Source organism: Amycolatopsis sp. CA-126428 (assembly GCF_002904335.1).
Taxonomy (GTDB): Bacteria; Actinomycetota; Actinomycetes; order Mycobacteriales; family Pseudonocardiaceae; genus Amycolatopsis.
On record NZ_PPHF01000019.1, the window covers coordinates 78706 to 96194 of the forward strand.

General features: G+C 70.8%; 15 protein-coding genes. 8 read left to right on the top strand and 7 right to left on the bottom strand.

The features are described 5' to 3' along the window. Window positions 1-32 precede the first annotated feature (32 nt). From C2L58_RS04605 to C2L58_RS04630, 6 genes are all read left to right on the top strand, one after another. Window positions 33-1214 carry a winged helix DNA-binding domain-containing protein gene (locus C2L58_RS04605; RefSeq protein ID WP_103336097.1) on the top strand — a complete coding sequence of 394 codons (1182 nt, stop codon included), beginning with the start codon at window positions 33-35 and terminating at the stop codon, window positions 1212-1214. A 468-nt stretch (window positions 1215-1682) separates the two neighbouring features. Continuing rightward, window positions 1683-2687 carry a type I glyceraldehyde-3-phosphate dehydrogenase gene (gene gap / locus C2L58_RS04610; protein ID WP_103336099.1) on the top strand — a complete coding sequence of 335 codons (1005 nt, stop codon included), beginning with the start codon at window positions 1683-1685 and terminating at the stop codon, window positions 2685-2687. Window positions 2688-2691: 4 nt separating this feature from the next. Continuing rightward, the gene (locus tag C2L58_RS04615; protein ID WP_103336101.1) at window positions 2692-3906 is read left to right on the top strand and encodes a phosphoglycerate kinase; all 1215 of its coding nucleotides are present in this window, start codon (window positions 2692-2694) and stop codon (window positions 3904-3906) included. Further along, the gene (gene tpiA / locus C2L58_RS04620; RefSeq protein WP_103336102.1) at window positions 3906-4691 is read left to right on the top strand and encodes a triose-phosphate isomerase; all 786 of its coding nucleotides are present in this window, start codon (window positions 3906-3908) and stop codon (window positions 4689-4691) included. The genes C2L58_RS04615 and tpiA overlap by 1 nt, the downstream gene beginning before the upstream one ends. 127 nt (window positions 4692-4818) lie before the next feature. Next, the gene (secG, locus tag C2L58_RS04625; RefSeq protein ID WP_013224669.1) at window positions 4819-5049 is read left to right on the top strand and encodes a preprotein translocase subunit SecG; all 231 of its coding nucleotides are present in this window, start codon (window positions 4819-4821) and stop codon (window positions 5047-5049) included. Between the two features lie 107 nt (window positions 5050-5156). Beyond that, window positions 5157-5501, top strand: coding sequence for an RNA polymerase-binding protein RbpA (locus C2L58_RS04630; RefSeq protein WP_033262808.1), 345 nt, complete (start codon window positions 5157-5159; stop codon window positions 5499-5501). Between the two features lie 328 nt (window positions 5502-5829). On the opposite strand, the gene C2L58_RS04635 is transcribed toward C2L58_RS04630, so the two are convergent. The 7 genes from C2L58_RS04635 to tkt form a co-directional block, all read right to left on the bottom strand. Further along, window positions 5830-7029, bottom strand: coding sequence for a sensor histidine kinase (locus tag C2L58_RS04635; RefSeq protein WP_233225547.1), 1200 nt, complete (start codon window positions 7027-7029; stop codon window positions 5830-5832). Window positions 7030-7435: 406 nt separating this feature from the next. Next, window positions 7436-8215 carry a 6-phosphogluconolactonase gene (gene pgl / locus C2L58_RS04640; RefSeq protein WP_103336105.1) on the bottom strand — a complete coding sequence of 260 codons (780 nt, stop codon included), beginning with the start codon at window positions 8213-8215 and terminating at the stop codon, window positions 7436-7438. Next, on the bottom strand, window positions 8212-9234 hold the full coding sequence (opcA, locus tag C2L58_RS04645; protein ID WP_103336279.1) for a glucose-6-phosphate dehydrogenase assembly protein OpcA: 1023 nt from the start codon (window positions 9232-9234) through the stop codon (window positions 8212-8214). The genes pgl and opcA overlap by 4 nt, the downstream gene beginning before the upstream one ends. Continuing rightward, entirely contained in the window at window positions 9231-10754 is a 1524-nt protein-coding gene (gene zwf / locus C2L58_RS04650) for a glucose-6-phosphate dehydrogenase (RefSeq protein ID WP_103336107.1), read from the bottom strand. Before zwf ends, opcA begins: the two co-directional genes overlap by 4 nt. Beyond that, on the bottom strand, window positions 10751-12373 hold the full coding sequence (locus C2L58_RS04655) for a glucose-6-phosphate isomerase (protein ID WP_103336108.1): 1623 nt from the start codon (window positions 12371-12373) through the stop codon (window positions 10751-10753). Before C2L58_RS04655 ends, zwf begins: the two co-directional genes overlap by 4 nt. A gap of 8 nt (window positions 12374-12381) precedes the next feature. Then, on the bottom strand, window positions 12382-13494 hold the full coding sequence (gene tal, locus C2L58_RS04660; RefSeq protein WP_103336110.1) for a transaldolase: 1113 nt from the start codon (window positions 13492-13494) through the stop codon (window positions 12382-12384). 14 nt (window positions 13495-13508) lie between these two features. Continuing rightward, window positions 13509-15617: a transketolase gene (gene tkt, locus C2L58_RS04665; protein WP_103336111.1), complete on the bottom strand. Its 2109-nt coding sequence runs from the start codon at window positions 15615-15617 to the stop codon at window positions 13509-13511. 283 nt (window positions 15618-15900) lie between these two features. On the opposite strand from tkt, the gene C2L58_RS04670 reads away from it, so the two are divergent. Together C2L58_RS04670 and C2L58_RS04675 are read left to right on the top strand one after the other, a co-directional pair. After that, window positions 15901-16881, top strand: a complete 981-nt coding sequence (locus tag C2L58_RS04670) for a heme o synthase (protein ID WP_103336113.1) — start codon at window positions 15901-15903, stop codon at window positions 16879-16881. Window positions 16882-16910: 29 nt separating this feature from the next. Then, a complete protein-coding gene (locus C2L58_RS04675) occupies window positions 16911-17477 on the top strand; it encodes a hypothetical protein (RefSeq protein WP_233225548.1) in 567 nt (188 codons plus the stop codon). The last annotated feature ends 12 nt before the right edge of the window (window positions 17478-17489 follow it).

Here is a 17489-nt window from a genome sequence, read left to right on the forward strand (position 1 = left end):
TTTTTGTCGGTGCCGGGTGGTAGGAAAAACGGGTGCCTCCGAAGATCAGCACCCAGCAGCGCCGGGCCCGGCTCGCGGTCCGCCACCACCTCGCCGCGCCCGCGGCCTCGGTGGCGGACGCCGTCGCCGGGGTCGTCGCGCTGCACGCCACCGACCCGGCGACCGTCCACCTGTCCGCGTCCGCCCGCCTCGCGTCCCCGGCGGTCTCCGAGGTCGAGCGGGCGCTCTACGAAGAGCGTTCACTGCTGAGGCTGCTGGGCATGCGGCGCACGGTGTTCGTGACGGACCTGGACACGGCGGCGCTCGTGCAGGCGGGCTGCTCGGCGGACATCCTGGTGAAGCAGCGGAAACTCCTCGAGCAGCACCTCGGGCAGCAGGGGCACCCGGAGAACGTGCCGGAGCCGGCGAAGTGGCTGGCCGACGTCGAGATGTCGGTCGAGGCGGCCCTGCGCGCCCGCGGTTCGGCGACGGCGCAGCAGCTGAGCGAGGACGAACCCCGGCTGCGCCAGCAGCTGCTGATGGCGGCGGGCAAGCCGTACGAGGCGATCGGCAACGTGACGAGCCGGGTGCTGTTCCTGCTGGCGGCGGGCGGCCGGATCGTCCGCGGCCGGCCGCGCGGCAGCTGGCTCAGCACCCAGTACGTCTGGCACCCGCTGGACGAGTGGGTCCCGGGCGGGCTGCCGCCGTGGAGCGCGGACGAGGCCCGGGCGGAGCTGGCCCGGAGGTGGCTGCGCGCGTACGGCCCGGCCCCGGTGTCCGACCTGAGGTGGTGGACGGGCTGGACGGCGGGCCAGGCGAAGAAGGCGCTGGCGGCGGTGTCCCCGGTGGAGGTGGACCTCGGCGGCGTGCCCGGGGTGGTGCTGGCGGACGACGTGGCCCCGGTGCCGGAGCCGCCCCCGTGGGTGGCGTTCCTGCCGGCGCTGGACCCGACCCCGATGGGCTGGCAGGACCGCGACTGGTTCCTCGGCCCGCACCGCGCGGCCCTGTTCGACCGCAGCGGCAACGTCGGCCCGACGGTGTGGGCGTCCGGGCGGGTGGTCGGGGGCTGGGCCCAGCGAGCGTCGGGGGAGGTGGTGGTCAGGCTGCTGGAAGACGTGGGCGCGGAGACGCGCGCGAGGGTGGAAGCGGAGGCGGCGAAGTGCGCGGAGTGGTTCGGTGAGGTTCGTGCGGTGCCGCGGTTCCGAACTCCGCTGGAACGGGAGCTGACGGGCTGAGGGTGCGCAGGTGGCCGCTGAACCTCCGGCCGGAGGTTCCCGCCGTCTTCGTGGCGGCGATCCCCGCGGCCGGGCGGCCCACAGGGCGTCGCTGGATCGGTCGAGTCATCGACCTCACGTGCCGACCCGCGGACCGCTGCCGCGCCCGGCTGGAGACCACTTCGGGCTGAATCGGTCAAGCGGCGGTCTTCGGCTCGGCACCGGCGTTCGGCCCGGCTGTCGCACACCCGGCGCGATCAGCCGGAACCGGTCCCGGCGCCCGGATTTCCCGCCGCCGGTGGTCCGCCGTGGTCCGCTTCGGGACACCCGAGGTGACGCCCGCGCTTCTTAATCGATTCTTGACCCGTTCGCCAAGTGGTGGAAGTCTCGTCAGGGCAGTCAGGGACGCGCATGCCCGCACGCTAGGGTGGCCGCGAGCCCGCAAGTCACGGCCGGGGGTCCCGGCCGATCCTCAGAGGAGTGGCAGCAGTGACCGTTCGCGTAGGTGTCAACGGCTTCGGCCGCATCGGCCGCAACTTCTTCCGCGCCGTGCAGGCCAGCGGCCACGACATCGAGGTCGTCGCCTTCAACGACCTCGGCGACGTCGCCACCATGGCCCACCTGCTGAAGTACGACTCCATCCTGGGCCGGTTCCCGGGTGAGGTCAGCGTCAGCGACGAGGGCATCGTCGTCGACGGCAAGACCATCAAGGCCCTCGCCGAGCGCGACCCGGCCAACCTGCCCTGGGGCGACCTGGGCGTGGACGTCGTGGTCGAGTCGACCGGCTTCTTCACCAACGCCGACGCCGCCAAGGCGCACATCGCCGGCGGTGCCAAGAAGGTCATCATCTCCGCGCCCGCCAAGGGCGAGGACCTGACCATCGTGCTGGGCGTCAACGACGACAAGTACGACGGCTCGCAGAACATCATCTCGAACGCCTCCTGCACCACCAACTGCCTCGGCCCGCTGGCCAAGGTCCTGCAGGACGCCTTCGGCATCGAGCAGGGCCTGATGACCACGATCCACGCGTACACGCAGGACCAGAACCTGCAGGACGCGCCGCACAAGGACATGCGCCGCGCCCGCGCCGCCGCGCTGAACATCGTGCCGACCTCGACCGGCGCCGCGAAGGCCATCGGCCTGGTCCTGCCGGAGCTGCAGGGCAAGCTGGACGGTTACGCGCTGCGCGTCCCGGTGCCGACAGGCTCGGCCACCGACCTCACGGTCACCCTGACCAAGGCCGCGACCCTCGAAGAGGTCAACGCCGCGTACAAGGCCGCCGCCGAGGGCGCGCTGTCGGGCTACCTGCGCTACAACGAGGACCCGATCGTCTCCTCGGACATCGTCACCGACCCGGCGTCCTGCATCTACGACGCGCCGCTGACCAAGGTCATCGGCAACCAGGTCAAGGTCGTCGGCTGGTACGACAACGAGTGGGGCTACTCCAACCGCCTCGCGGACCTGGTCAAGCTCGTCGGTTCGAAGCTCTCCTGAACCGATGACCGTCAAGAACCTCGACGACCTGCTGGGCGAAGGCGTTCAGGGCCGCTACGTACTCGTGCGCAGCGACCTGAACGTCCCGCTCGACTCCGGTCGCATCACCGACGACGGCCGGGTCCGCGCCGCGCTGCCGACGATCAAGAAGCTCGCCGACGCGGGCGCGAAGGTCGTCGTCACCGCGCACCTCGGCCGCCCGAAGGGCGAGCCGGACCCGAAGTACACCCTCGCGCCCGTCGCGAAGCGGCTCTCGGAGCTGCTCGGCGCCGAGGTCGCGCTGGCCGGTGACGTGGTCGGCGAGTCCGCCAAGGCGCTGACCGCCGGCCTGGCCGACGGCGGCGTCGTCCTGCTGGAGAACGTGCGCTTCGACGCGCGCGAGACCAGCAAGGACGCCGTGGACCGCTCCGAGCTGGCCGCCGAGCTGGCCGCGCTCGTGCCGGGCGGTGCCTTCGTCTCCGACGGCTTCGGCGTGGTCCACCGCAAGCAGGCCTCGGTCTACGAGATCGCGTCGGTGCTCCCGGCCTACGCCGGCGGCCTGGTGCTGGCCGAGCTGGACGTGCTGAAGAAGCTGACCGACGACGTGAAGCGGCCGTACGTGGTCGTGCTCGGCGGCGCGAAGGTGTCCGACAAGCTCGGCGTCATCGCGAACCTGCTGACCAAGGTCGACCGGCTGCTCATCGGCGGCGGCATGGCGTACACCTTCCTCAAGGCCCAGGGCCACGAGGTCGGCAACTCGCTGCTGCAGGCCGACCAGCTCGACCAGGTGAAGGGCTTCCTCGCCGAGGCCGAGAAGCGCGGCGTCGAACTGGTGCTGCCGGTGGACGTCCTGGCCGCGACGGGCTTCGCGGCCGACGCCGAGCACGAGGTCGTCGCCGCGACCGCGATCCCGGCCGACCGCGAGGGCCTCGACATCGGCCCGGAGACCCGTGAACTCTTCGCGGGCAAGCTGGCCGACGCCGCGACCGTGTTCTGGAACGGCCCGATGGGCGTGTTCGAGTTCGAGGCGTTCTCGGGCGGCACGCGTGCCGTGGCCGAGGCGCTCGTGAAGAGCGACGCGTTCACCGTGGTCGGCGGCGGTGACTCGGCGGCCGCGGTGCGGCAGCTGGGCCTGCCCGAAGACGGCTTCTCGCACATCTCCACCGGCGGCGGTGCCTCCCTGGAGTACCTCGAAGGCAAGGAACTGCCGGGCGTGGTCGCCCTGGAGGAGAAGAACTAGTGGCACGCAAGCCGTTCATCGCCGGCAACTGGAAGATGAACCTGAACCACCTCGAGGCCATCGCGCTGGTGCAGAAGATCGCCTTCGCGCTGCCGGAGAAGTACTACGCGAAGGTCGACGTGGCGGTGCTGCCGCCGTTCACCGACATCCGCAGCGTGCAGACCCTGGTCGACGGCGACAAGCTGTCGCTCACCTACGGCGCGCAGGACCTCTCGCCGCACGACGCCGGGGCCTACACCGGCGACATCTCGGGCCCGATGCTGGCGAAGCTGGGCTGCAAGTTCGTCGCCGTCGGGCACTCGGAGCGGCGCGAATACCACGCCGAGACCGACGAGCTGGTCAACAAGAAGGTCAAGGCCGCGCTCAAGCACGGCATCACGCCGATCCTCTGCATCGGGGAGAAGCTCGAGGTCCGCGAGGCCGGCGAGCACATCCACCACACCACGACGCAGCTGATCGAGGGCCTGAAGGGCCTCAAGGCCGAGCAGGTCTCCGGCGTGGTGGTCGCGTACGAGCCGGTCTGGGCGATCGGCACCGGCAAGGTCGCGTCGTCCGCGGACGCCGAAGAGGTCTGCAAGGCCATCCGGGCGACCCTCCAGGAGAAGTACGGCGACGAGGTCGCTTCGTCCGTCCGGGTGCTCTACGGGGGATCGGTGAAGTCGGGCAACATCGGCGAACTGATGGCTTGCGAGAACATCGACGGTGCCCTGGTCGGCGGAGCGAGCCTGGATGGTGAGGAGTTCACGAAACTCTGCGCACTCGCTGCGGGCGGGCCGCTGCCCTGATCGAGGCCACGACCGGGTAGCCTGTGTATCCGGTCCGTCACACAGCAGTGGACGAGTCCAGGGGTACGGTGGTGGTCGGAAACGACCATGCCGTACCCCTGCATTCTCCTAGAGCCCAGAGGATGACATGAAGCTGTTCCTGCAAATCCTGTTGATCGTCACCAGCGTCTTCCTGGTGGTCGCGGTGCTGCTGCACCGGGGCCGGGGCGGTGGCCTGTCGTCGCTGTTCGGCGGTGGGATGCAGTCGAGCCTGGCCGGGTCGAGCGTGGCCGAGAAGAACCTCGACCGGATCACCCTGGGGCTGGGCGCGGTTTGGCTGATCAGCATCGTGGGCCTGGGTCTGCTGCTCAAGGTGTGAGGCGTCCGGCGTTCCGTCGTCGGCCGCGACCGGGTCCGGATGGCGGTGCGCAGCGATTCGGCGTGCCTATTGGGGGGCGCGCCGCCGATTCCTAGGTGTGAGGATTCATGGTTGGCGGTAACGCGATTCGAGGCACCCGGGTGGGTGCCGGTCCTACGGGCGAATCGGAACGGGGTGAGTCGGCGCCGCGACGCCGTATTTCCTACTGGTGTGCCAACGGGCACGAGGCCCGACCATCGTTCGCGCTCGACGCGGAAATCCCCGACGAGTGGGACTGCCCCCGCTGCGGGCTCCCGGGCGGGCAGGACGAAAAGAACCCACCGGCCGCGCCGCGGACCGAGCCGTACAAGACGCACCTGGCCTACGTGAAGGAGCGGCGCAGCGACGCCGACGGCGAGGCCATCCTGGCGGAGGCGCTCGACCGCCTGCGCAAGCGCCGGGAAATCATCTAGCGTCTGCAGCCGATAGCCACCCCGAGGGAAAGCGGACCCCTCGAGGTGGCTTTTCGCGCGCCCAACCACCCATCCGCCCCGGCTCCCGAGGCATCACTCGTGATCAGCAGGGCATCACGTGTGTCTGGCGGGGCATCGCCCGTGTCTAGCGGGGCATCGCCTGTATCTGGCGGGGCGGCATCGTGATGCCCCGCTGATCACGCGAGATGCCCGCCCGATCACGCGAGATGCCCCTCGGAACACGTGAGATGCCCCGCCGATCACGCCCCACCCGCCCGCAGGCGCGCACCGGCGATGTCGAGAACCGGACTTTTCCGGGGGCCGCAGGTCAGCGGTCCAGCGGATACCGGGCCCGGACGCGGAAGCCGCCGTCCTCCGTTCCCGATGTCTCGAAGCTTCCGCCCAGCAGGCGGGCTCGCTCGGCCAGGCCCGTCAGGCCGTGGCCGCCCGAGGGCAAGCCCTCCGTGGGGCGGCTGGCCCGCTCGTTGCGGACCTCGATCTTGAGCGCGCCGTGCTCACCCTGGATGCGGATGGTCGCCGTCGCGCCCGGGGCGTGCTTGTGGACGTTGGTCAAGCACTCCTGCACCGTCCGGTAGGCCGCCGCCGACACCTGGTTGGGCAGGGCCTCCGGGAGGTGCTCCACCGTCAGGTGCACCGGGACGTCGGACGTGCGGATCAGCCGGTCGAGCTCGTTGATGCCCGCCCGCGGGCCGTCGTCGTCCGAGCCGGCTCGCAGGACGCTGACCAGTGACCGCAGCTCCTCCAGCGTCCGCTTGGACAACGTGCGGATGACCTGCGCCGTCTCCAGCGCGCGGTCGTCGGTGGTCTGGGCCTGCAGCGCGCCGGCCTGCATGGCGATCAGGGTGATCTGGTGGGAGACGACGTCGTGCATCTCGCGGGCCAGCCGGGCGCGTTCCTCGGCGCGGACGGCGTCGGCGTGGAAGCGGCGCTCGCGGTCGCGGCTCGTGGCCAGCTCGGCGAGCTTGTTCGAAATCTCGGTGCGGGCGCCGATGAGCAGGCCGATCGCGATCGGCATGCCGGCGACGAGGACGCCGTAGATGCCGTCGAGGATGTGCTCGCGCCAGCTGAGCTCGGCGAAGTCCTCCAACGGCCACTGCACGAACCGGCACATCCACACCAGCGCGGCGCCGACCCAGGTCTGCCAGTGCAGCTGACGGCGGGTGGCGAGCATGCCGAGGGTGATCATCGACGCGAGCTGCGCCCAGCCGGCCAGGAAGCCGGGGACCGCGACGAGCACGGCGAGGAACGGGAACTTCCGCCGGAACACCACCGCGAGGCAGGCGGCGCCGGACAGGTAGATCGAGTACGGCTGGGCCTTCTCCGGAATGACCAGCCAGACGTCGAGCACGGCCAGGATGACCGCGGCCGCCTCGATGGCGAACGTGACCACAGCGGGGCGGGGCACCGAGCCGAACAGGCTCAGTCCGCGTTTGCGCACCCGCTCGGCGGCCGATGGCCCCGAGCCGGCGATCGAGATGCCTGGAATCGAGAGTCCCTCTGTACTCATCGCTGGCGACCCCATTCGTCTTGTGGACTTGATGGTGAGAGGCGCTCAGGGCCCGATCGGGACGCGCCGGGGCAGACAAATGTGCGGATGCTAACGAGGTCACGTACGGAGACGGTTAGTTTCACCCGCGGTCGATGCTCCGGCGTCCGGATTCCGTAATCGGCTGGGCCGTCCGGGGGAGAACCGGCGACGGGTGCTACCCAGGGTGGAAGTTCTGTTTCCCACCGTGCGCCAAGACGACCACATCGTGGGAATCATGTTACCCACGTGTGGTCGCCCGGCGGAAGTTCGCCGGCCCGCGGCCGGAAACCTCCGGCGACCTGCCAACGAGCGAAGGCCCCCTGCCGAAGCAGAGGGCCTTCACCGGAACACTCGAGCCGACAGGCTCAAACCGACACCGGCACACTCAAGCCGTGGGCGGCTGGTACACCTTCGTCAGCTTGCCCGCCGCGGCCCGGTCCAGCAGCCACAACGTCCGCCGGTGCCCGCGCGCCCCGGCCACCGGCAGCTGGACTTCGCCGGCTCCCGCCAGCGCCAGCGCCACCGCGTCCGCCTTCGCCTCGCCGGCCGTCAGCAGCCACACGTCCTGCGCCCGCCGGATGGCCGGCAGCGTCAGCGACACCCGGGTCGGCGGCGGCTTGGGGCAGTTGCGCACCGCCACCACCGAACGTTCGGTCTCGTACACCGCCGGGGACTCCGGGAACACCGAGGCGGTGTGCCCCTCCTCGCCGAGGCCGAGCAGCATGATGTCGAACGACGGCACGTCGCCGTGGTCCTCCGGGCCCGCCTGGGACGCCAGGACCTCCGCGTACGCCGCGGCCGCCGCGTCCACGTCGTCCCCGAACTCGCCGTCCGAGGCCGCGATGGGGTGGACCCGCTTCGGATCCAGCGGAACGTGGTCCAGCAGCGCCTGGCGGGCCTGCTTTTCGTTCCGCTCGTCCGAATCCGCCGGGACGAACCGCTCGTCACCCCAGTAGATGTCCAGGCGGGACCAGTCGATCGCGTCACGGGCCGACGAGGCCCGCAGCTCCGACAGCACCGCGATGCCCGTGCCGCCGCCCGTCAGCACCAGCGACGCCGACCCCTTGGCCGCCTGGACGTCCACCAGCCGGGTGACCAGGCGAGCCGCCGCGGCGGCCGCCAGGATGTCCTGGTTCGCGTAGACGACGACTTCCGTCTTGCTCATTTCTTGGCGCCCGAAGCCGCGCCCGAAGCCGCAGCCGAACCGGCGGCCGCGGCCGGGGACGTCACGTCCGCCTTGGCCGGCGCGCCCGTCTTGCCGTTCGTGCCCGACGTGATCTTGCCCAGGCCCTGCAGGGCCGCTTCGTAGACCTCGTCGGGGTCGAGCCGGCGGAGCTCCTCGACCAGGCAGTCCTGCGTGCTGCGCCGCTGCAGCGCGATCCGGCGGGTCGGCTGGCCCGGCTGGGTCAGCGTGCCCACGCGGCCGTCCGGGCGGTGCAGCTCCACCGGGCCCGACTTGCGGTCGAGCCGCACCGAGATGATCCCGGCCGCGCCCGAGCTCTTGACCCGCTTGACCGGCACCTTCAGGTACTCGGCCAGCCAGGCGGCCAGCAGCTCGGTCGACGGCGAGTCGGCCTCGCCCGTCACCGTCGCGGCGGTGATCTTCTCGTACGGCGGCAGGTCGAGCGCCGAAACGAGCTGGGCGCGCCAGTGCGTCAGGCGCGTCCAGGCCAGATCGGTGTCGCCCTCGGTGTACGCCTTCGCCCGCGTGGTCAGCGCCTTGACCGGGTTCTTCTCCGCGGCCGAGTCGGTGATCCGGCGCTGGGCCAGCTCGCCGAGCGGGTCCTTGTCCGGGTCCTTCGGCCCGGCCCCGGGCCACCAGCAGACGATCGGGGCGTCCGGCAGCAGCAGCGGCACCACCGCGCTCTGGCCCTGTCCGACCAGCTGGCCGTACAGGCGCAGCACGATGACCTCGCTCGCGCCGGCGTCGCCGCCGACCCGGATCTGGCCGTCGATGCGCGGCGCCGCGGTGCGGGCGCCCTTGGCCACCACGATCACCCGCGACGGGTGCTCGCGGCTCGCGCCGTTGGCCGCTTCGATCGCCTCTTCGAGCTTGGCGTCGTCGTCGGTCACGATCACCAGCGTCAGCACCCGCCCGAGCGCGACTTGCCCGCCCTGTTCGCGGATCTCCACCAGCTTCTTGTTGAGTGCCGAAGTCGTGGTGGACGGCAGGTCGATGATCACGGGCGCCTCCATTTCCGGCCGGTGCGCGCCAGCATTTCGTCGGCGGACTGCGGACCCCACGTGCCCGGCGGGTACTGCTCGGGCGCGCCTTCCTTCGCCCAGTTCTCGAGGATCGGGTCGAGGATCTTCCAGGAGAGCTCGACCTCTTCGTTCACCGGGAACAGCGACGGCTCGCCCAGCAGGACGTCCAGGATCAGCCGCTCGTAGGCCTCGGGGGAGGACTCGGTGAACGCGTGCCCGTAGCCGAAGTCCATCGTGACGTCGCGGACCTCCATCGTGGTCCCCGGCACCTTCGATCCGAACCGCAGCGTGATGCCCTCGTCCGGCTGGACCCGGATGACCAGGGCGTTCTGCCCCAGCTCCTCGGTGGACGTCGAATCGAACGGCAGGTGCGGCGCCCGCTTGAACACGACGGCGATCTCGGTGACCCGGCGGCCGAGCCGCTTGCCGGTGCGCAGGAAGAACGGCACCCCGGCCCAGCGGCGGCTCTGCACCTCGAGGGTCACCGCCGCGTAGGTTTCGGTCTTCGAGTCCTTCGCGAAGCCCTCTTCCTCCAGCAGGCCCGGCACCTTCATGCCGCCCTGCCAGCCGCCCGTGTACTGGCCGCGCGCGGTGGTCTTGCTCAGCGGCTCGACCGGTTTGGTGCCCGAGAGCACCTTGATCTTCTCCGCGCGCAGGGCCCGCGGTTCGAACGACAGCGGCTCCTCCATGGCGGTGAAGGCGAGCAGCTGCAGCAGGTGGTTCTGGATGACGTCGCGGGCCGCGCCGATGCCGTCGTAGTACCCCGCGCGGCCGCCGAGGCCGATGTCCTCGGCCATGGTGATCTGCACGTGGTCGACGAAGTTGGCGTTCCAGATCGGCTCGAACAGCTGGTTCGCGAAGCGCAGCGCCAGGATGTTCTGCACCGTCTCCTTGCCGAGGTAGTGGTCGATGCGGAACACCGACTCCTCGGGGAAGACGTCGTTGACGATCGCGTTCAGCTCTTCGGCGCTCTTCAGGTCGTGCCCGAAGGGCTTCTCGATGACGACGCGCCGCCAGCTGTTCTCGTCGGCGTGGGCCAGGCCCGAGCGGGCCAGTTGCTTGGTCACCACCGGGAACGCGCCTGGCGGGATCGACAGGTAGAACGCCGTGTTGCCGCCGGTGCCGCGTTCCTTGTCCAGCTCGCGGAGGGTGTCGGCGAGCCGGTCGAAGGCGTCGTCGTCGTCGAAGGTGCCCTGGACGAACCGGATGCCTTCGGCGAGCCGGTTCCACACCGACTCCTTGAACGGCGTCCGCGCGTGCTCCTTGACCGAGTCGTGCACGAGCTCGCCGAAGTCCTGGTGCTCCCAGTCCCGCCGGGCGAACCCGACGAGGGAGAAGCCGGCGGGCAGCAACCCGCGGTTGGCCAGGTCGTAGATGGCGGGCATCAGCTTCTTGCGGGCCAGGTCGCCGGTGACCCCGAAGATCACCAGGCTGGACGGCCCGGCGATCCGCGGGAGCCGCTTGTCCCGCGGATCGCGCAGCGGGTTGGTCCACGTCATGCGCCGACCTCCTGTACCGCGCGGGCGACCGCCGCGAGGCCCGCGGCCCGGTCGGTCAGGTGCAGGCGCAGCACCGGGCGGCCGTGCTCGGCGAGCACCTGCCCGTCGCCCAGGGCCTGGGCGTGCTGCAGCTGCCCCAGCGTGTACGGCCGGTCCGGCACGTCGAGGTCGTGCTCGACCGCGCCGGTCAGCTGCAGGAAGACGCCGTTCTGGTGGCCGCCCTTGTGGTACTGGCCGGTGGAGTGCAGGAACCGCGGGCCCCAGCCGAACGTCGTCTGCAGCCCGGTGCGCTTGGCGATCTCGCCGCGCAGCACCGCCGTCGAGGCGTCCTCGAGCCGGTCGAGGTAGGCCTGCACCGCGATGTAGCCCTTGTCCGGCGCCGAAGCGAAGAACGCGCGCAGCACGTCGGTGAGGCTGCCCTCGGTCGAAACCCCGTCGCTGCCGAAGATCTCGACCGATCCGTCCACATTGGACGGCTCCTCGCCGCCCTTCAGCTTCTCCGGGTCGTCCAGCAGCGCGCGGGCCGCCTTCTTCGCCGCTTCCACGTCGGGCTGGTCGAACGGGTTGATCCCGAGCAGCCGGCCGGCCAGCGCCGTGGCGAACTCCCAGAGCAGGAACTGCGCGCCCAGCGAGCCGGTGACGGCGAGCTTCGCCGCACCCTGCGGGCTGCCGATCGCGGTGGGCGTGGCGTCGGACTTGGCGTCGGCGAAGCCGGGCGCCTCCGGGCCCTCGACCGCGACCGGCAGCAGGCCGGTGCCCTGCTTGCCGGTGGACTCGGCGATCAGCTGCTCCGCCCAGTCCGGGAAACCCTTGATGCCGGAACCGCTGTCGGCCAGGACGACCTTCTCGGCGCCCGCTTCGTGCGCGGCGGCCCACGCGGCGGCCAGCTTGACCGCTGGGTTGTCCGCCGAGTCCGCGGCCAGCTCGTCGGCCACCGAAGCGGCCTGGTCGAGCAGCCGGGCGACGTCCGCGCCGGCGAGCCCGGACGGGACGAGCCCGAACGCGGTCAGCGCCGAGTAGCGGCCGCCGACGTGCGGGTCGGCGAGGAACACCTTGCGGTATCCCTCCTTTTCGGACAGTTCCTGGAACGGCGAGCCGGGGTCGGTGACGACCACGATCCGCCGTGCCGCGTCGATGCCCGCGTCAGCGAACGCTTTCGCGAAGATCCGCCGGTGGCTGTCGGTCTCGACGGTGCCGCCCGACTTCGACGACACCACGATCACCGTCCGCTCGAGATCGCCGGCCAGCGCGTCGGCCACCTGGCCGGGGTCGGTGGTGTCGAGGACGGTCAGCGGGACACCATCGGTCGCGGTGATCACCTCCGGCGCCAGCGACGAGCCGCCCATGCCGGCCAGCACGACGCGGTCGACGCCCTCGGACCGCAGTTCGGTGCGCAGCGCCTCGATCTCGCCGATCAGCGGCCGCGACGACTTGTGCAGCGTCGTCCACGACAGCCGGATCGACGCCTCGGCTTCGGCGTCCGGCCCCCAGAGCGTCGGGTCCTGCGCCGCCAGCTTCGAGGCGGCCTGGTCGGCGACCAGCTGCCCGGCCAGCGGCGCGGCGCGCTCCGCCAGTGCGGCGTCCACGATCTCGACGCCGGTCTTTTCGCCTGTCGTCATGTCGTGCGTCAGCCCTTCGCCTTTTCGAGCTGCCCTTGCACGGTCTCCAGAAGCTCGGTCCACGACTTCTCGAACTTCTCGACGCCCTCGTTCTCCAGCACCAGGAACACGTCGGTGATGTCGATGCCGACGGCCTCCAGCTTGTCGAAGACCTCCTGCGCCTCGGCGGCCCGGCCGGACACCTGGTCACCCTTGATCTCGGCGTGCTCGGCGACCGCGTCCAGGGTCTTCTCCGGCATCGTGTTGACGGTGTTCTTCACCACGAGCTGGTCGACGTACATCGTGGGGGAGTAGTCCGGGTTCTTCACCCCGGTCGACGCCCACAGCGGACGCTGCGCGTTGGCACCGTCGGCGGCCAGTGCCTTCCAGCGGTCCGTGGCGGACAGCTCCTCGAAGGCCGCGTAGGCGAGCCGCGCGTTGGCGATGGCCGCCTTCCCGCGCAGGGCCAGGGCCTCGTCGGTGCCGATGGCTTCCAGGCGCTTGTCGATCTCGGTGTCCACCCGGGACACGAAGAACGACGCCACCGAGTGGATGCCGCGCAGGTCGTGGCCGTTGGCCTTCGCCTGCTCCAGGCCGGCGTAGTAGGCCTCGATGACCTTCTTGTAGCGCTCGACGGAGAAGATCAGCGTGACGTTGACGCTGATGCCCTCAGCCAGGGTCTTGGTGATGGCCGGCAGGCCCTCTTCGGTGGCCGGGATCTTGATCAGCACGTTCGGCCGGTCGACGGTCTTCCACAGGTCCTGCGCCTCGGCCACCGTCCGGTCGGAGTCCTTGGCCAGGCGCGGGTCGACCTCGATGGAGACGCGGCCGTCGACGCCGTTGGTGGCGGTGTAGACGTCGCGGAACAGGTCGGCGGCGTTGCGCACGTCGGTCGTCGTCAGGTCGCGGATCGTGGCCTCGACGTCGGCGCCCTGGGCGGCGAGCTCCCGCGTCCGCTCGTCGTAGGCGTCACCCTTGGACATCGCGTTGGCGAAGATCGTCGGGTTGGTCGTCACGCCCACGACGTGCTTGTCGCGGATCAGGGCGGCCAGGTTGCCGGTGTTCAGGCGTTCACGCGAAAGGTCGTCGAGCCAGATGGACACACCGGCCTCGGACAGTGCCGCGAGCTTGTCGTTGCTCATTACTGTCATCCCCTTCAGGAATTCTTGGTGTTCTGGATCGAGCGGCGGGCGGCCTCGACGACTGCTTCCGCGGTGAACCCGAACTCACGGAACAGTGTGGCGGCATCGGCGGAGGCGCCGAAGTGCTCGATCGAAACGTTCACCCCGGCGTCACCGGTGAAGCGGTGCCACGACTGGGCGATGCCCGCCTCGACGGACACGCGGGCCTTCACCGACGGCGGGATGACCGAGTTGCGGTACTCCTGGTCCTGCGCGTCGAACCACTCGACGCACGGCATCGAGACCACGCGGGCGGCGATGCCCTCCTCGGCCAGCTTCTTGCCGGCCTCGACGGCCAGCTGGACCTCGGAGCCGGTGGCGATGAGCACCACGTGCTCGTCGTCCGCCTTGCCGAAGTCGGCCAGGACGTACCCGCCCTTGGCGACGCCCTCGGCGCTGGTGCCCTCGAGCACCGGCACGTTCTGGCGGGTCAGCGCCAGGCCGGACGGGTGGTGGATGTCCTCCAGCACGGCCTTCCACGCGTACGCGGTCTCGTTGGCGTCCGCCGGGCGGACGACGTTGAGGCCCGGGATCGCGCGCAGCGCGGAGAGCTGCTCGATCGGCTGGTGCGTCGGGCCGTCCTCGCCGAGGCCGATCGAGTCGTGCGTCCACACGTAGGTGACCGGCGCCTTCATCAGCGCGGCCAGCCGGACCGGCGGGCGCATGTAGTCGGAGAAGATGAGGAACGTCGCGCCGTACGGGCGGGTGCCGCCGTGCAGCGCGATCCCGTTGAGGATCGAGCCCATGGCGTGCTCGCGGACGCCGAAGTGCAGCGTCCGGCCGTACGGGTTGGCCTGCCACATTTCGGTGGCGGCCTTCTCGGGACCGAACGAGTCGGCGCCCTTCATCGTCGTGTTGTTGCTCTCGGCCAGGTCGGCCGAGCCGCCCCACAGCTCCGGCAGCGGGTCGGCCAGCGCGCTGAGGACCTCGCCGGAGGCCTTGCGGGTGGCGATGCCCTTGGCGTCCGGCTCCCAGTGCGGGAGGTGGTCGGCGAAGCCTTCCGGCAGCGTGCGGGTGGCCAGCCGGTCCGCGAGCTTCTTGCGCTCCGGGTTGGCGGCGGCCCAGGCCTCGAACTTCTCCTGCCACTCGGCGTGGGCGGCCTTGCCGCGCTCGAGCGCCTGGCGGGTGTGCTTGAGCACGTCGTCGTCGACCTGGAAGGACTGCTCCGGGTCGAAGCCGAGGATCTTCTTGACCGCGGCGACCTCTTCGGCGCCCAGCGCGGCGCCGTGCGCCTTGCCGGTGCCCATCTTCTTGGGGGCCGGGTAGCCGATCACCGTGCGCACCGCGATGAACGACGGCCGCTGCGTCTCGGCCTTCGCGGCCTTGATGGCCTCCTCGATCGCGACGACGTCCTCGCCGCCCTCGACGACCTGGGTGTGCCACCCGTAGGCGTCGTAGCGCTTCACGGTGTCCTCGGACAGCGCGATGTTGGTGTCGTCCTCGATCGAGATCTTGTTGTCGTCGTAGAAGACGATCAGGTTGCCCAGCTCCTGGCGGCCCGCGATGGACGAGGCCTCGGAGGTGACGCCCTCTTCGATGTCGCCGTCGGAGGCGATCACGAAGATGTGGTGGTCGAAGATGCTCTCACCGGGCGCCGCGTCCGGGTCCAGCAGGCCGCGTTCGCGGCGGGCGGCCATCGCCATGCCCACCCCGTTGGCCAGGCCCTGGCCGAGCGGGCCGGTGGTGGTCTCGACGCCGTCGGTGTGGCGGTACTCCGGGTGACCCGGGGTCTTGGAACCCCACTTGCGCAGCTGCTTGAGGTCCTCGAGCTCGAGGCCGTAGCCGGCGAGGAACAGCTGGATGTAGAGGGTGAGGCTCGAGTGGCCGGCCGAGAGGATGAACCGGTCGCGGCCCGGCCAGTGCTGGTCGTTCGGGTCGTGGCGCATGACCCGCTGGAACAGCGTGTAGGCCAGCGGCGCCAGGCTCATCGCGGTGCCGGGGTGGCCGCTGCCACAGTTCTCGACCGCGTCCGCGGCGAGCACCCGGACGGTGTCCACGGCGCGGGTGTCGGTGTCGGTCCAGTCGGCGGGCGTGTTGCGCCGGAGGAGTGGGTTGTTCTCGCTGGTAGTGGCGGTTTCGGACACTGAACTCCAACTCCCGGTCATGATGGTTGCGGCTGGTCTTCCTCGTTCCGGTTACCCGTACACGCGGCTGCTTATCTCAATCGATCCCGAAGGGACGATATTCCTGCTCGCGGCCATGCGCAGGGGCAATCGCGGCCCGTCGCGGCCAGCCTAGTGCTTGGGCCGGTCGAGGACCCGCGATCACCCACGGGATTCACCACGTCTAACATCGTTCGAGGGTTCAGACCGGCGTTCCACCACGGCCTTCCGGACGGACCCGCCCGAACCTGACGCAGGGAGTGAAATGTCGCCGGTGAACGCTGCGCACGGCCGCAGTGAAGACACCAGCGCCGTGCACCCGACCGGTGAACGACCGCACGGTGACCGGCGAAGCCTCCGCCGGGTCGTCGGTGCCTACGCCGCGCTGGCGAAGCCGCGGGTGATCGAGCTCCTGCTGGTGACCACCATCCCGGCGATGTTCCTCGCCGGCCGTCAGATCCCCTCGCCGTGGCTGGTCCTGGCCACGCTGGTCGGCGGGACGATGGCCGCGGGCAGCGCGAACGCGCTCAACTGCGTGATCGACGCGGACATCGACAAGGTGATGAACCGCACGAAACGCCGTCCGCTGGTCAAGGACTCGGTGCCCCGCCGCGGCGCGCTGATCTTCGGCTTGGTCATGGGCGTCGCCTCGGCGGTCGTGCTCTACCTCACGGTGAACCTGCTCTCGGCGATCCTGGCGATCGCGACGATCCTCTTCTACATCTTCGTCTACACGCTCGGCCTCAAGCGGCGCACGTCACAGAACGTGGTCTGGGGCGGCGCGGCGGGCTGCATGCCGGTGGTGATCGGCTGGGCCGCCGTCACCGGCACGGTCCAGTGGCCGGCGTTCGTCATGTTCGGCGTGATCTTCTTCTGGACCCCGCCGCACACGTGGGCGCTGGGCATGAAGTACCGCGACGACTACGAGCGCGCGGGCGTCCCGATGCTGCCGGTGGTCGCCACCGCCCAGCACGTCGCCCGCCAGATCGTCATCTACTCGTGGGTGATGGTGGCGTGGACGCTGCTGCTGCTCCCGGTGACGTCCTGGCTGTACGGCACGTTCGCGATCCTGGCGGGCGGCTGGTTCCTCTTCTACGCGCACAGCCTGCAGGCGGCGGTGCGGCGGGGCGAGGAGACGAAGCCGATGGCGCTGTTCCACCGGTCGAACACGTACCTGATGATCGTGTTCGTGGCCCTGGCCGTCGACTCGGCGATCGGCCTGCCGACCCTCGGCCTCCCGTTCTGAGACGGATCGGGACCGCGGTAGCCGCGGTCGTGGTCCTGGGCCTGCTCGTCCTCCTCGGCCGGGGCAAGCTGCCCGCCCTGGACGAATCCCTGCTCACCGGCGCCTGCGCGATCCCGTCCCGGGTGACCGCGGTCCCGGGCCCGGCCCCCGACGGCGGCACCGTCCGCGTCTCCGAAGCGGGACCGGGCGCCGCTGTGCTCGAGAACACCGGCACCCTCGCCGCCTACCGGATCGCCGTGACGGCCGGTTCCCGGACCGTCGAAGTGCCGGTGCTCACGCCGGGGCAGCGGATCGGCGTCGTCCTCGACCGGCCCGTGGCCGGCGCGGCCGGCTGGCTCCCCGCCGAGGCGCTGGGCGGCTTCACCCCGGTCACCGCCACCGTCGTGCCGGGCGGGGTCCGCTACCGCTCCGGGAACTGCCGCGCACTGACCAGCCGGGGTGCCGCCGTGCTCCACCGCGACGCCGCCGGGCGCATCACCGGCGGCGAACAGCTGCCCCCGGCGAGCGTGTCGTGCGCGGTGGGGGAGAAGGAGCTGCCGGCCGGCGTCGCTCCCGGCAGCGAGGTCTACCCGTACTGCGCCCTCGGCGCGGAATGATCGCGCGGCGGC